The 14,236-nt window shown below is 63.0% G+C and carries 13 protein-coding genes; 11 read left to right on the top strand and 2 right to left on the bottom strand.

The window, feature by feature from the left end; translation table 11 throughout:
* Nucleotides 1-3 precede the first annotated feature (3 nt).
* The 6 genes from HJB89_RS01105 to HJB89_RS01080 are packed head-to-tail and all read left to right on the top strand — an operon-like array spanning nucleotide 4 to nucleotide 6,023.
* Nucleotides 4-723 carry an ABC transporter ATP-binding protein gene (locus tag HJB89_RS01105; RefSeq protein WP_207585377.1) on the top strand — a complete coding sequence of 240 codons (720 nt, stop codon included), beginning with the start codon at nucleotides 4-6 and terminating at the stop codon, nucleotides 721-723.
* Entirely contained in the window at nucleotides 723-1,433 is a 711-nt protein-coding gene (locus tag HJB89_RS01100) for an ABC transporter ATP-binding protein (protein ID WP_207585376.1), read from the top strand. Before HJB89_RS01105 ends, HJB89_RS01100 begins: the two co-directional genes overlap by 1 nt.
* Nucleotides 1,430-2,293: a branched-chain amino acid ABC transporter permease gene (locus tag HJB89_RS01095; protein ID WP_207585375.1), complete on the top strand. Its 864-nt coding sequence runs from the start codon at nucleotides 1,430-1,432 to the stop codon at nucleotides 2,291-2,293. Before HJB89_RS01100 ends, HJB89_RS01095 begins: the two co-directional genes overlap by 4 nt.
* 1 nt (nucleotide 2,294) lies before the next feature.
* A complete protein-coding gene (locus HJB89_RS01090) occupies nucleotides 2,295-3,377 on the top strand; it encodes a branched-chain amino acid ABC transporter permease (RefSeq protein WP_221132923.1) in 1,083 nt (360 codons plus the stop codon).
* Nucleotides 3,377-5,131, top strand: a complete 1,755-nt coding sequence (locus tag HJB89_RS01085) for an FAD-dependent monooxygenase (RefSeq protein ID WP_207585373.1) — start codon at nucleotides 3,377-3,379, stop codon at nucleotides 5,129-5,131. Before HJB89_RS01090 ends, HJB89_RS01085 begins: the two co-directional genes overlap by 1 nt.
* A gap of 7 nt (nucleotides 5,132-5,138) precedes the next feature.
* On the top strand, nucleotides 5,139-6,023 hold the full coding sequence (locus HJB89_RS01080; RefSeq protein ID WP_207585372.1) for an intradiol ring-cleavage dioxygenase: 885 nt from the start codon (nucleotides 5,139-5,141) through the stop codon (nucleotides 6,021-6,023).
* 65 nt (nucleotides 6,024-6,088) lie between these two features.
* Here the strand turns inward: HJB89_RS01080 and HJB89_RS01075 are convergent, their stop codons facing one another.
* Nucleotides 6,089-7,081: a LysR family transcriptional regulator gene (locus HJB89_RS01075; protein WP_221132922.1), complete on the bottom strand. Its 993-nt coding sequence runs from the start codon at nucleotides 7,079-7,081 to the stop codon at nucleotides 6,089-6,091.
* Between the two features lie 168 nt (nucleotides 7,082-7,249).
* Here HJB89_RS01075 and HJB89_RS01070 point away from each other — a divergent pair, with 168 nt between their 5' ends.
* Entirely contained in the window at nucleotides 7,250-8,206 is a 957-nt protein-coding gene (locus HJB89_RS01070; RefSeq protein ID WP_207585370.1) for a VOC family protein, read from the top strand.
* Nucleotides 8,207-8,216: 10 nt separating this feature from the next.
* Nucleotides 8,217-8,861 carry an alpha/beta hydrolase gene (locus HJB89_RS01065; protein ID WP_207585369.1) on the top strand — a complete coding sequence of 215 codons (645 nt, stop codon included), beginning with the start codon at nucleotides 8,217-8,219 and terminating at the stop codon, nucleotides 8,859-8,861.
* Nucleotides 8,862-9,147: 286 nt separating this feature from the next.
* Here the strand turns inward: HJB89_RS01065 and HJB89_RS01060 are convergent, their stop codons facing one another.
* Entirely contained in the window at nucleotides 9,148-10,788 is a 1,641-nt protein-coding gene (locus HJB89_RS01060) for a hypothetical protein (RefSeq protein ID WP_207585368.1), read from the bottom strand.
* A gap of 180 nt (nucleotides 10,789-10,968) precedes the next feature.
* Here HJB89_RS01060 and HJB89_RS01055 point away from each other — a divergent pair, with 180 nt between their 5' ends.
* The 3 genes from HJB89_RS01055 (at nucleotide 10,969) to HJB89_RS01045 (ending at nucleotide 14,234) form a co-directional block, all read left to right on the top strand.
* Nucleotides 10,969-11,559, top strand: a complete 591-nt coding sequence (locus HJB89_RS01055) for a hypothetical protein (RefSeq protein ID WP_207585367.1) — start codon at nucleotides 10,969-10,971, stop codon at nucleotides 11,557-11,559.
* 136 nt (nucleotides 11,560-11,695) lie between these two features.
* Complete coding sequence (locus HJB89_RS01050; RefSeq protein ID WP_221148700.1) at nucleotides 11,696-12,073, top strand: hypothetical protein; 378 nt, start codon at nucleotides 11,696-11,698, stop codon at nucleotides 12,071-12,073.
* A 211-nt stretch (nucleotides 12,074-12,284) separates the two neighbouring features.
* The gene (locus tag HJB89_RS01045; RefSeq protein ID WP_207585365.1) at nucleotides 12,285-14,234 is read left to right on the top strand and encodes a DUF4384 domain-containing protein; all 1,950 of its coding nucleotides are present in this window, start codon (nucleotides 12,285-12,287) and stop codon (nucleotides 14,232-14,234) included.
* The last annotated feature ends 2 nt before the right edge of the window (nucleotides 14,235-14,236 follow it).

Here is a 14,236-nt window from a genome sequence, read left to right as displayed (position 1 = left end):
CTGATGCCCTTACTCGTGCTCGACCAGCTATCGAAAAGCTTCGGCGCCCTGAAAGTCGCCGACCGGGTTTCGTTTGCGCTGGAAAGTGGCGAGGCGCTCGGAGTGATCGGGCCGAACGGAGCCGGCAAATCTACCCTCTTCAACCTGATAACAGGCAACATTCGTGTCGACGCAGGCAGCATCCAGCTTGATGGCGTCGACGTGACGCGGCAGCCGCCGATGGCGCGATGTCTTGCCGGCATCGGCCGGACATTCCAGATCCCGCAGCCGTTCGAAAAGCTGACGGTCTTCGAGAACCTGCTGGTCGCAGCGGCCTTCGGCTCACGCAAGACCGAGCGCGAAGTCAGCGATCGATGCGTCGACATTCTCGTCAAGATCGGGCTTTACCCGAAGGCGAACCAGCCGGCGGGGACGCTTGGGCTGCTGCAGCGCAAGCGACTCGAACTCGCCCGGGCGCTAGCCACCGACCCCAAGATCCTGCTGCTCGACGAGATCGCCGGCGGCCTGACGGAAGGAGAATGTCAGGAGCTCGTCGAGACGATTCGGGAGATCCACGGCCGTGGCGTGTCGATCATCTGGGTCGAACATGTGCTGCATGCTCTGACTTCCGTGGTCAGCCGGCTCGTCGTGCTGCATTTCGGTCGGGTGATCGGCATCGGCGATCCCGACACCATCATGGCTTCGAAAGAGGTACGCGAAATCTATCTCGGGATCGAGGTCTAATGGCGGTGCTCGAGACACACGGCCTGACGGCCTTCTATGGCGACTTCCAGGCGCTGTTCGGTGTCGACATGATGCTGAACGAAGGCGAGACGGTGGCCGTGATCGGCGCCAATGGCGCCGGCAAGTCGACGCTACTGCGCTCGATCTCCGGGCTGATCCGCAATGCGCCAAACCATATCCGCTTTGCCGGCGCCGAGATCGGCGCGCTGTCCGCGCCCGACGTCGTGCGGCTCGGCATAGCCATGGTGCCGGAAGGCAGGCGCCTCTTTCCCTCGCTGTCGGTCGAGGAGAATTTGCTGATCGGCAAATACGGCCGCAGCGGCGACGGCACTTGGACACTGGATGCAATCTACGAGCTCTTTCCCGTGCTGAAGGAGCGGCGGCACAAGCCCGGCATGGCGCTTTCGGGCGGCCAGCAGCAAATGGTGGCGATCGGCCGGGGACTGATGTCCAATCCGCGGGTCCTGCTCTGTGACGAGGTGAGCCTTGGCCTCGCGCCCGTCGTGGTCAAGGACATCTATGCGGCCTTTCCCAAGATCCGCGCGACCGGCGCGGCAATCGTCATTGTCGAGCAGGATATCGGCCAGGCTCTGAAGGTGGCCGACCGGGTCTATTGCATGATGGAGGGACGGGTGACGCTGACGGGCACGCCGGCAACACTCAGCCGCGAGGATATCCACGCGGCCTATTTCGGAGCGCATGCGCGATGAGCTGGCTCGACACGATCATCCAGGGCATTCTGCTCGGCGGCCTGTACGCGCTCTTCGCGGCGGGACTGAGCCTCGTCTTCGGCATCATGCGGCTGGTAAATCTCGCGCATGGTGATCTGATCGTGCTGGCCGCTTTCCTGGTGCTGTTGCTGGTCTCTGCGCTTGGGCTCAATCCATTCCTTGCCGCCTTGGTGGCGCTGCCCGTGATGTTCGCACTCGGCTGGGCGCTGCAATTCCTCGTACTCAACCGCACACTTGGCGACGATATTCTGCCGCCGCTGCTGGTGACTTTCGGCTTTTCGATCGTCATCCAGAACGGGCTTCTCCAAGGCTTTTCGGCCGACAGCCGTCGCATCTCGGCGGGCGCGCTGGAAACGGCCTCGTTGCAGGTCGGGCCGATCAGCATCGGCACGATGCCGCTGCTCACCTTCCTTTCCGCCGTTGGCGTCATCGTGGCGCTCAACCTGCTGTTCTATCGCACCTCGCTCGGCCGCGCCTTCCGCGCCACGTCCGACGACAGCGCCACTGCTGGTCTGATGGGCATCCGGGCCGAACGGATTTTCGCGACCGCAACCGGCATCGCGATGATGGTCGTGACAATCGCCGCGCTCTATCTTGGCACTCGTGCGAATTTCGATCCGACCATGGGGCCGGCGCGGTTGATCTATGCCTTCGAGGCCGTGATCATCGGCGGGCTGGGGTCGTTCTGGGGTACGCTGGCCGGTGGCATCATCATCGGCGTGGCGCAGACGGTGGGTGCGGCGGTCAATCCGGAATGGCAGATTCTCGCCGGGCATGTCGCCTTCCTGCTGGTGTTGATCGTCCGGCCCCGCGGCCTCTTCCCTCGGGCGGTGGACTGAGATGGCAGGCAACGTTTCCACATCCTGGTCCGTCTCGACGCGCACGCGCGGTTCCCTGGTTTCCATCCTGCTGATCCTCGCGGTGGTGGCTCTCGCCTCCGCAACGCCGCTCTTCGCGCCGCGTGCCGTGATCCAGGGCCTGTTCTCCATCCTGACCATGCTGGTGCTGGCGCAGTGCTGGAACCTGCTCGCGGGGTATGCCGGCCTCGTCTCCGTCGGCCAGCAAGCTTTCGTCGGCTTCGGCGCTTATGCGATGTTCGGCGGCGTCAGCCTGCTTGGAATGGATCCGATGGCGGCCATCGTGCTCGGAGGGCTTGCGGCGCTCGCGCTCTCCGTACCGACCGCCTTCTTCGTGTTCCGCCTGCACGGAGCCTATTTCGCGATCGGCACCTGGGTGATCGCCGAGATCGTGCGGCTCTCGCTCGCACAGTGGAAGGCACTGGGCGGCGGCACCGGCACCTCGCTGCCCTCGGGTGCTGCGCGTGATATGTTCGGCGTCCGCTTCGTCGCCGATCTGCTGGGCATGCGTGGGCCGCAGGCGACCGACATCGTCTGCTACTGGCTGGCGCTGCTCCTGGCGGTGGTTACCATCGGCTCGATCTACAAGCTGCTGCGATCCAAGCGGGGACTTGGCCTCGCTGCCGTACGCGACAACCGCGAGGCGGCGCGCTCCGTCGGCGTCGACCCGCTCTGGACCAAATCCTTCGTCTATCTGGTCGCAGCGCTGGCGACCGGCCTCACCGGTGCGCTGATCTACGTGCAGAAGGCGCGCATCTCGCCGGACGCCGCCTTCTCGGTACCGGACTGGACGGCTTACGTGATCTTCATCGTCGTGATCGGCGGCATCGGCACGATCGAAGGGCCGATCGTCGGGGTGATCGTCTTCTACATCCTGCAGAACCTGCTTGCCGACTACGGCTCCTGGTATCTGCTGATCCTCGGCCTGATCGGCATTCTGATCATGCTGTTTGCGCCGCGCGGCCTGTGGGGCCTATTCACCGACCGCACCGGAATCCAGCTCTTTCCCGTCCGCCGCATCCTGGCGGACCAGCCCAAAAACAAAGACGAACGAGGGAGTGCCTGATGGCTGACATCGAAACCGACGTATTGATCATTGGAACCGGCCCGGCGGGCTCGGCCACTGCGGCGCTGCTCGCCACCTATGGCGTCGAGAACATGGCGATCAACCGCTATCGCTGGCTCGCCAACACGCCGCGTGCCCACATCACCAACCAACGGGCCATGGAGGTGTTGCGCGACCTCGGCCGCGAGGTCGAGGCCGAGGCCTATCTCCATTGCAGCCCGCAGGAGATTATGGGCGAGAACGTGTTCTGCACGTCCATTGCCGGCGAGGAGCTGGGCCGGCTTAAGACCTGGGGTAACCATCCGAAGTCCAAGGCGGAGCATCTGCTGTCTTCGCCGACAGAGATGAACGACTTGCCGCAGACCTTCATGGAGCCGCTTTTGTTCAAGACCGCCTGCTCGCGTGGCACGCAGGCCAGGATGTCGACGGAATATGTCAGCCACGTGCAGGATGCCGATGGCGTGACGGCGACCTGCCGCGACCGGCTGACCGGCAAGGACTTCACCATCCGCTCGAAATATCTTGTTGGAGCCGATGGCGGCAACTCGCTGGTGGCGCAGCATATCGGCCTGCCGTTCGAGGGCAAGATGGGCGTCGCCGGCTCGATGAACATCGTGTTTAAGGCCGATCTTACGCGCTATGTGGCCCACCGTCCCTCGGTGCTCTATTGGGTGCTGCAGCCGGGCTCGAATGTCGGCGGCATCGGCATGGGTCTCGTCCGCATGATCCGGCCGTGGAACGAGTGGCTGATCAACTGGGGTTACGATATCACCCAGGGCGTGCCCGATGTCGACAATGCCTTTGCCGAGGGCGTGGCCCGCGACCTGATCGGCGATCCCGATATCGACATCGAAGTCACCTCGGTCTCGACCTGGACGGTCAACAATTGTTATGCCGCGCGCGCCCACAAGGGCCGGGTCTTCTGCATAGGTGACGCGATCCACCGCCATCCGCCGTCGAACGGGCTCGGCTCCAACACCTCGATCCAGGACGGCTTCAACCTCGCCTGGAAGCTCGCCATGGTCGTCAGGGGCCAGGCCGGCCCCGGCCTGCTCGAGACCTATACCGAGGAGCGCGCGCCTGTCGCCAAGCAGATCGTCACCCGTGCCAACCAGTCGATCGAAGAATTCGGCCCGATCTTCGGCGCGCTCGGCCTGCTCGATTCCATCGATCCGGTGAAGATGCAGGAGAATATGGACCGTCGCTGCGACGACACGCCCGCGGCCGAGACCCAGCGGGCTGCTCTGCGCGAGGCGATCGCCTTCAAGGTCTACGAATTCGACGCCCACGGCGTCGAGATGAATCATCGTTACAAGTCAGCGGCAGTCGCAGTTGAGGACCAGCCCGAGCCCGCCTTCACGCAGGACAACGAACTGCATTTCGAGCAGACGACCTGGCCCGGCGCGCGTCTGCCGCATGCCTGGCTGTTCGGCGACGGCAACAAGAAAGCCTCGACGCTCGATCTCTGTGGCCATGGCAGGTTCACCATCCTGACCGGCATCGGCGGCCGCGGCTGGGTTGATGCGGCTGAGGCCTTGTCCGCCGAACTCAATCTGCCGATCGCCACCCATATCATCGGGCCTCGGCAACAATGGCAGGATCACTATGGCGATTGGGCCCGCGCCCGCGAAGTCGGCGATGCCGGCGTCATCCTGGTGCGGCCCGACCACCACGTCGCCTGGCGTTCGGAAGGCCTGGCGGCCGATCCCGCCGGCGAACTGCGCCGCGTGTTGAAAACAATCCTGGACCGGTGAGGCGAACATGGAAGCGCATGAGAAGGGCTATTTCACCGAGGAGAACTCGGTCGAGGTCGTGACCGGCCGCAATGCCGGCGCCAAGGACGAGCGGCTGAAGCAAGTGATGGAAGTCATCACCCGCAAGCTGCACGAGACGGTGAAGGAACTGGAGCCGACGCAGGACGAATGGATGCAGGCCATCCTGTTCCTCACCCGCACCGGCCAGATGTGCAACGAATGGCGGCAGGAGTTCATCCTGCTGTCCGACGTGCTTGGTGTTTCGATGCTGGTCGACGCGATCAACAACAGAAAACCCTCGGGCGCCTCCGAGAGCACGGTGCTCGGCCCCTTCCACGTGGCCGATGCGCCGGAATTGCCGATGGGTGCCAATATCTGCCTCGACAGCAAGGGCGAGGACATGGTGATCGAGGGCCGCATCCTCGACACGGAAGGCAGGCCGATCGCCAATGCCGTGATCGATGTCTGGCAGGCCAATGACGAGGGTTTCTACGACGTGCAGCAGAAGGGTATCCAGCCCGAGTTTAACCTGCGCGGCATTTTCCGAACTGGGCCGGACGGACATTACTGGTTCCGTGCCGTGAAGCCGAAATACTACCCGATCCCGGACGATGGCCCTGTCGGCCAGTTGCTCGGCAATCTCGGCCGCCACCCCTATCGTCCGGCGCATCTTCATTACATCGTCAGCGCCGGTGGCTTCGAGACGCTGACGACGCATATCTTCGACCCCGACGATCCCTATATCCATTCGGACGCGGTCTTCGGGGTCAAGGAAAGCCTGCTCGCCAAGTTTGATAAGGTGCATGATCCCGGGCGTGCCAGGACCTATGAATTCGCCGACGACTTCTGGGATGTGACGCACGATTTCGTGCTGTCCCGCTGCAAGGCTTGATAGCTTTAGACATAGGGCATCGTAGGAGGACGCGGTCGCCGCGTCCTTGTTTTTGCGCGCGAATCCTATTCCGTGGCGGTCTTGCGCTCGCGCTCGCCCATGAACGGTCCCTGGACCCAGTGAATCGTCTTTTCATGCTTCTCGACCGCACGGCGTAGTTCGGAGAACTCCCGCCTGAGATGGCCCAGGAACTTGCGGCCGGCGGGGTTCGAATAGGGCTTCTTGCGGGTCATGATCCCCAGCACCCTTTCGGGCTGCGGAATGTCGAGCGGAATGATAGTGATCTTGTTTTCGCCGCGAAAGGCATAGGCCACGGAATGCGGCAGGATCGCCAGCGCGTCGGTGCCGGCAAGATAGTTCACGACGCTGAATAGCGAGCCGCCGGCATAGCGCAGGCCGACTTCCTCGAGCCCGAGGGTCAGCAGGATATTGTGCAGGTCGAGCACTAGAGGCGAGCCTGGCAGCGGTGCGACCCAGGGGTAGTTGACGATATCCTCCGTCGCGACGCTGCGCTTGCGTACCAGCGGATGGCCGGCGCCGCAGGCGAGCACGTTGCGTGCCGGCAGGATCGACTCAAAATGAAGATCGGCTCGCATGTCGACCGACCCGGTCGGCGTGACCGCGAGATCGATCTGGCCAGAATCCAGTTCGGCGACGAGGTCGGGATAATTGCCATAGGACTGGTGCACCATGATACCCGGCTCGCCGCGCTGGAACGAGGCGATCATCGGCGAGACGACGGCATCCATGAAGAAGGGCACGCCGCCGATGCGCACCCGGCCGGACGATCCCGACTTGAAGCTGCGGATGATCTCCATCGCCTTGCGCGACGATGCCAGGATCGACTTGCCCTGCTGGCCCAGTTGCTCGCCGAGCGGGGTGGGCTGCATCGGCCGGCGGCCAGAGACGAAAAGCGGCTCGCCGATGCGCTTTTCCAGGATGGAGATGGTGCGTGACACCGCCGACTGTGTCATGCCGAGCATCGCGGCGGCTTCGGTCACGCCACCGGTTTCGATAACGGCGGCCAGCTGGACGAGATGAGCTTCGACGATCTTCATAGCAATTTGCTATAACTCCTATGAATAATGTCAATCAACAGGCGATTGCATCGGCTATAGTTGTGACGATCACGACGCGCGGCTCGCTCTGCCGGCAACCGTGGCTCCGGATGAACGCGGGGGAGGACCCGCGTCCGGAATTGGAGACCGTTTCCGGAGGAGGAAAACATGGCCCTTATCAGCGGATATCATCATCTGACGCTTTGCACCGACGGTGCGCAGGAAGATTACGACTTCTACACCAAAGTGCTCGGCCTCCATTCGGTCAAGCGCACCGTGCTATTTGACGGCACGATCCCCGTCTACCACCTCTATTACGGCTCTCGGAACGGCGATGCCTCCACCATCATCACCACCTTCCCGTTCCGGAAACCCGGTGTTTTCGGCCGGCGTGGCACCAATCAGTCCAAGATCATCCAGATGGCCATTCCCGTCGGCTCCGCCGGCTACTGGATCGACCGGCTGAACGGCAAGGGCGTCGAGGCAGCCAAGATTTCGCGCTTCGGCATCACCCGCGTTGCCTTCAAGCATCCCTGCGGCATTCCGCACGAACTGGTCGAGAGCCCTGCGGACAACCGCGCCTCGATCGTCAACGAGGCACAGGGCGTTGTTGCGGTGCATGGCATCAAGGGCATCTACGGCGCGGCGATCGCCGTTTTCGACCGCACCGCGATGGATGACTTCCTCGGCGTCGGAATGTCGATGACGAAGGAAGCAGACAGCGACGAAGGCCTGATGTTCTCGGTGCCGAATCCCGGCGGACCGACCAGCATGGTCGAAGTGCTGCACGAGTCGAACGGCCCCCAGGGCACTTGGACGCTGGCGGGTGGAACGATCCACCATCTCGCACTCAACACCGGCAACGAGGAAAACCAGCTCAAGCTCAAGGCGCATATCGAAGGCCTGGGCTTCACCGACGTGTCGGACCAGAAGGACCGCAATTATTTCAAGTCTTGCTATGTCCGTTCGCCGGGCGGCGCGCTGTTCGAAATCGCATGGTCCGTCGAGGGTGGCTGGGCACTCGACGAACCCGCCGACCAGATCGGCACCACGCTGGTTTTCCCGCCGTGGTTCGAAGGCCGCAAGCAGGAACTGATCGCCGGACTAGAACCGGCGAATTTTTGAGCCAATGCCGATGTCGCACCACGACGCACCGCTCCTCCTCGGCGTGCCACCCGAGGAGGCCTTGGTTCACTGCGTCTTCATCCATGGGCGAACCCAGTCGCCCGAGGACATGCAGGAGCAGGTGATTTCCAGGCTGAGGACGAAGGGCATCGCCTACCTTCTGCCCCGCGCGCGCGCCAACAGCTGGTACGACGCCCGCGCCACCGACGTGCTGACGGACTGGACCCGCAAGCAGCTGGAGCAGTCCATCGGCTATATCAGGGATCTGGTCCAAGGACTGTCGAACGGCCAGGCCCATCCGAAGCCGCTCGTTATCGGCGGCTTCAGCCAAGGCGCCTGCCTGGCGCTGGAATATGCCATGCAGCACGGGCCCTGGCATGGCGCAATGGCAGCCCTGACCGGTTGCCGCGTCGGCACGCAGACATGCGACCGCCCCTTCGCCGACCTCGACAGGCTGCCGGTCTATCTGACGGGCTCCGACAAGGATCCATGGATCCCCGTCGATGCCTTCGCCCATACGGCGGAGGCACTGGCACGGGCGCGCGCTCGGCTGCATTGCGACATCCTGCCCGACAGGTCCCACGAAGTTTCCGCGACCGAGATCGCGCAGCTGGAGAAGATAATGTGTGGGCTGGCGAATCAAAGCTGGTGGTAGGCCTACCGGCGGCGCAAGAGACCGGATCTGGAAGGACACCCACATCATTTCCGCGTCGAAAAATGCCCAAAGCCCGAAATCGCAGATGGGAGCAAAACCGCAGACGAATCAATCGATCGATCGTTGCCTTGATGAGAATCGAACAGCCGGCACTGTATCCATCGTCAAGAATTAGAATTTGAAGCAGTTCTCTCGGTGCCACTGAAGAAATCGAGGAGGTGGCCGCTCAAATGGTCGCGACGGGACGATCGCTTTTCCCGTCCTGTTACAGCCGGCATGAGGCCTTTCACCCATCCAGCCCCTTGAAGCGCACCGGTTGGTAGCCGCGCATCAACAGGCTGCCGAGCGAATAGGTGTTGCGGCAGACGCGGCCCTTGCAGGCGTTTGGCGACGCCTCCATCACCTCAACCTTGCGGTCGTCGGTGAAGCGCATGAACAGCAGCACATGCGAGCCGGGCTTGTTCAACGCGTCGCCCGGCCGCATCGACCAGGGGTCGGAGACGCGCTTGGTGATATCGGGAATGGCACGCGTCGAGACATGCATCTTCAGGCCCCAGGCGTCGCTGACGAAGCCGGAGCAATCGACGCCGAGGATGTTGGATTGCGGCGCGCTCTTGGTGCAGACATTGCCGGCGGTCTGGCCCTTCTCGACGCCGTCCATAAAATCCTCGAGCCGCGTCTTGCAGCCCCAGCAATAGGGAACGCCCTTGACCGTCTGTCCCTGCTTGCCGATCAGATAGATCGGCCGGCGCAGCCGGTTCATGTTGATGCAGCCGGGGCCTGGATCCTTGCCATAGGCGGTCGATGTGACCAGCCAGTTCAGCGTCTCGAAGCCGATCGCCCGCTCGATGACGTCGCTGCGAGACTTCGGTACGATCGCCACCTTCGGCCCCTTGCCCGGCTTGCCGGCATTCGGCTGCTTTGCCGGCCGGGCGACGGCAAGCTTGCCGCCAGGGTCGCGGCCGTCGAGCCGCAGCACCTGCGCCCGGCTTTCCTGCGATCTTAAATAGAGCACATCGCCGCGCGGGCCGATCGCCACGAAGCGTCTCGAAAACACCGTACCGGGGTCGATCGGCAGGTCGTAGACCCGGTCCATCGCCCCGTTCGGCGTGAAGCGCACCACCAGCATGCCGGTGCGCTCCGGCCGGTCGGCCGGCACCAGTTCGACCAGCGCATAGGGCCTGCCCGTCGTGTCGATGTCGAGAAGTTCGACGGTGCCGATCCTTGTCTCCGAGGTCAGCGGCAGCGACAGGAAATTCTCCTCCGAGCTGCTGCGCCGCAGCAGGATTTCGGCCTTGTCGTTTGCAGCCGAGACCTCGGCAACGATATCGCCAAGCCCGCGGCTCGGCACATATTGAATGACCGGCGGGCGGGCCTCGGGCCGGCTGGTGCTGCGGCCGATCTCGTCGACTATGCTGTTCAGCGGACCCGGCGGCACCGAGCCCATCGAGGCGAAGACCGAACGGGTGTAATCGTCGGCATCGCCGCCATCGACGGCGCGCAGCGTCTGCGACCTTCCGTCGGCCTCGGTGGAGCGCTCGAGCGGCACGACGCCGTCCGACCAGAGGTAGAGTTCGTTGTGGACGACGGCGAGATCTTCGGGCGTCGCATTTTCCGGCAAAGGCAGGATTTCGGGCTCAGCCTGCGAGCGTTCGGCGTCGACAGCGAGCACGCGGCCGTTATTCTGGTCGAGAATATAGATGGTGCCGTCGTCGCCGACGGTGATCGCCGCCGGACCGGATGCCTCGACTTCTTCGCTGGCGGAAATGATGCCGACCGAGCGGCCGCCGTCGCCGCTGCGAAGCTCGATCATCACAGTGTCTTTGGCAAAAACTGGGTCTTTGGCTAAAACCGGGTCTTTGGCAAAAACCGGCGAAGCGACCGCAAGTGCCGCGGCAATCAGAATATGCGACCCAAAACTACGCATGTCCTCGACCCCCGAACAGGACGATGTCAGGCCGGCTCGGCCCTCTGTGACCGTCAAGTCTTCGAAATGGTAAGATAGATGCGCCTCGTCAGCAAGCTGTTGCTTTCCAAACGATTTGGAGATCGGCGCCGGCGATAGTACAAGATCATCGTCTCGAAGATTTGCCGGCGGGAAATGCTTATGCTGGAATGGAATGGTGACGAACTGGCGCTCGACATAAGCTTGCTGGAGCAGGTGCGCGCCGCCCGGATAGGCTTCTCCGATCGCGTCTGCGCGGCCTCGCAAAGCACCGACGACAAACATCTGGCGCAGCTGCGCTCCGAGCCGACCTATCTGATGGCCGAGTTCCTCTATTCGATGAAAGTGTTCGGCATCAACACGGCTGAAGATATCGAGCGCTTCGCCGATCTGCACAATGATTACGTGGTGTCGCTCACCCGCGATCCGGCCAAGCTTCAGCGGCTCGGGCTGTCGCAGGATCGGGCGCTCGCCTCGATGTTCACCGCCGACACCAAGCCGCGGCTGATCCAGAACTGGGCCGATAAACCAGGCGCGATCGACCAGTCCAATCTCGCCCGTTTTCTGGTGGCGGTGATGTCGAGCGAGACCTGCCGCAAGACGCTGATCGATTTCGAGACGGCCGGCTTCATGCAGCGCAAGCGCTCGCCCTACGGCACCATGGTCGTCTGGTCCACAGGACAGATCGAGGAGATCTTCGGCGAGATGCTGCGGGATCTCCGCCTCGGCCTGCAGCAGTTGAAGATCCTCTAGCCAGCCAATTTCACCCCTCCCAATCGATTGGCACTGAGCGCCGTTGCCATCTTTCCGGCCTCTGCCTATTGTCGGGATGCCAGTTATCCAAGCACTGGTCGCGCGCAGTGGCGCCCATAAGACGGATGTGACGACGATGACGAAATTCCGGCTCATAACCCTGTCGATCGGCCTCCTCATAGTGCTGCAGATGACTGAACTCGCCCATGCCGGCCCGGCCGAGGATGCGCTGGCGGCGCGCAACCCTTCGCTTGCGGCACTCCGCCAGCATGACGGAAAGGCCTTTGCCGCGGCGACCGCGATCATTGCCGAGCACGAACGCGAGAAGGGGCTGACACCCGGTCAAACCAAGCTGCCGGATGCGACCTCGCCAGGGCGCGACATGGGCTCGGTGCCCGGCAAGGAATTGACGGTCGACAATCCGGATATTCTCTGGCTCTACAATTCCTCGCCCGAGGGCATGAGCGACCTGATCTCGATTTTGAAATCAGCTGGACAGAAACCCAAGAACTAAGCGCAATTCCGAAGTGGAAAAGACGACATCGGACGGCGAATATTGCCGATCCCGAGTCTTGCTCACGGCTTTTTCGGGACGGTTTCTTGCAGGTTCCAAATAATTTGTAACCCTCCCTCAAGCAAGACAGGCAAAGCCATCCCAATTTCGCCGGTCGGTGCTATTCTCATCTTCAACACAGTGTGAGATTGTTCGAAGAGGAGGTTTTCCAATGCTCAACCGCAAAGCCATCCTGGCCGCCGCCACCTTTCTTTCGTTCTTTTCGGTGGTTCCCGCCGTCGAGGCGCAGAACGAACGCACACTGACCGAAGCGCCGGCACAGACCGGGCCTGTCAGCATCACCTTCGATCGCGCCGAGGCCAAATACGCCATCGGCGAAGTTGTCGGCCTGTTCATTCAATCGACCGAGAATAGCTATGTCACGGTGCTGAACGTCTCGCCGAACGGCTCCGTCGTAAAGCTTTTTCCCAACAAGTATCAGACCGACGCCCTAGTCGGGGCCGGCAAGCGCGTGCAGGTGCCGGATCCGGCCAGCGGCGCCCGGCTGCAGGTGTCCGGCCCTGTGGGACAGGAGCAGATCAAGGTCTTCTATTCTTCCAAGCCGCTGAACATCTTCGCCGATCTCGGCGGCAGCGGCAGCGGCATGTTCCGCTCGGTTGACGGCGGCATGGATGCCGTTTCGCGCAGCCTTGAAGAAGCCCGCAGCCTCGGCACCAAGATCAGCAGCAAGACGCTGATGCTGACGACGGTCGACAGCCCGGCGGCGCTGCCGACCCCTGCCGCACCACCTGTTGCAGCTGCCCCCGCAGCAAAACCCGCACCGGTCGAACAGGCGGCAAAGCCGCCCGTTGCACCGAAACCGAAGCCGGTGATCAAACAGGAAGTCGCCAAGAAGCCGGAAACGGTGGTGGAAAAACCGAAGGCTGCCCCAAAGCCTGTGGCGCCGAAGCCGGTCGAGCAGGCCGCACAACAGCCGCCGAAGAAATACAAGATCGTCACCAATCTGGCGCCCGGCCAGGAGCTTGCCGCCGATGAGCTGCAATTGATCGGCCCCGCCGACACCACCTCGTCCACCCGGCCGACCCAATACACACAGCCAAAGCAGTATAAGCAGCCGGCCCAATCGTCGCAGACCACGATGCCGAAACTGCCGATGCCGCAGCTCAAGATGCCGCAGTTCAAGCTTCCCGGCGGTTTCAGCATCAAGATGCCGCAGCTGAACCTCGGCCGCTCGGCCGAACCCAGCCAGGCCGGCGAAGAGATCGAGGTCGCGAACGCCGATACGCCTGCCTGCACCGCGCTTCTCGACAAGCTCAACACCGCCGTTGCCGCCAAGGATATCACAGCCGCCGCGACTGAGGCCGATACGATCGCCGTCAGCGCCGATTGCGGCCAGTTCCAGGTGAATGCCCAGCGCCGCGTTGCAGCCCTCAGGCTTGCCGCTGCCCAGGAAATGATGGCCGCCAACCAGCCGGTCACCGATTACGAACCGCTGCTTGTCGCCGCCGATAGCCCGCAGGTGCTCTGGCAGGCCTCCGCCACGCTCGGCGAGATCTATTTCTCCGCCCGCCGCTTCGCCGATGCCGCCGCCGATTACCAGCAGGCGATCGAGATCATCAAGAACGAGACCCGCACGCCGAAGGCGCCGCCGGCAGACACGATCTCCGATCTGATCCAGCGTGCCGCCCAGGCCCGCATCCTTGCCGCCAACCCGACGAGCGACAATCCCCAAGGCAGCTTCGTGCCGGCCGAGAAGGATCACCGCAGCGGTGTGCTCGGCGGCATCTATTCCGAGAATGTCCGCGGCATCGTGCCGGTCTCCATTCCCGTGCCGATCACCTTCGACTTCAACAAGTCGAGCTTCACCTCGATCGGCACCGAGGCCGCCCAGGAATTGCTCGAAGCCCTGAAGGAGCAGAAGCCCGGCCGCGTCATCCTGATCGGCCACACCGACCGGCGCGGCGGTGACGATTATAATCAGAAGCTGTCCGAGCGCCGTGCCCAAGCCGTCGCCGATTTCCTCAAGAGCCACGGCATCGACGCTTCGATCGACGCTGAAGGCCGTGGCGCCTCCGAGCCGGTGGATGTGACGGCAACCGCAAACCTCACCGAAGACGATGTCGATGCGCTGAACCGCCGCGTCGAATGGCGCCGCGAATAGCC

Origin of the sequence: Rhizobium sp. NZLR8, from assembly GCF_019685025.1 — a bacterium.
GTDB lineage: Bacteria > Pseudomonadota > Alphaproteobacteria > Rhizobiales > Rhizobiaceae > Rhizobium.
The sequence above is the reverse complement of the archived record's forward strand: the minus strand, read 5'-3'. Positions and strand labels throughout refer to the sequence as shown.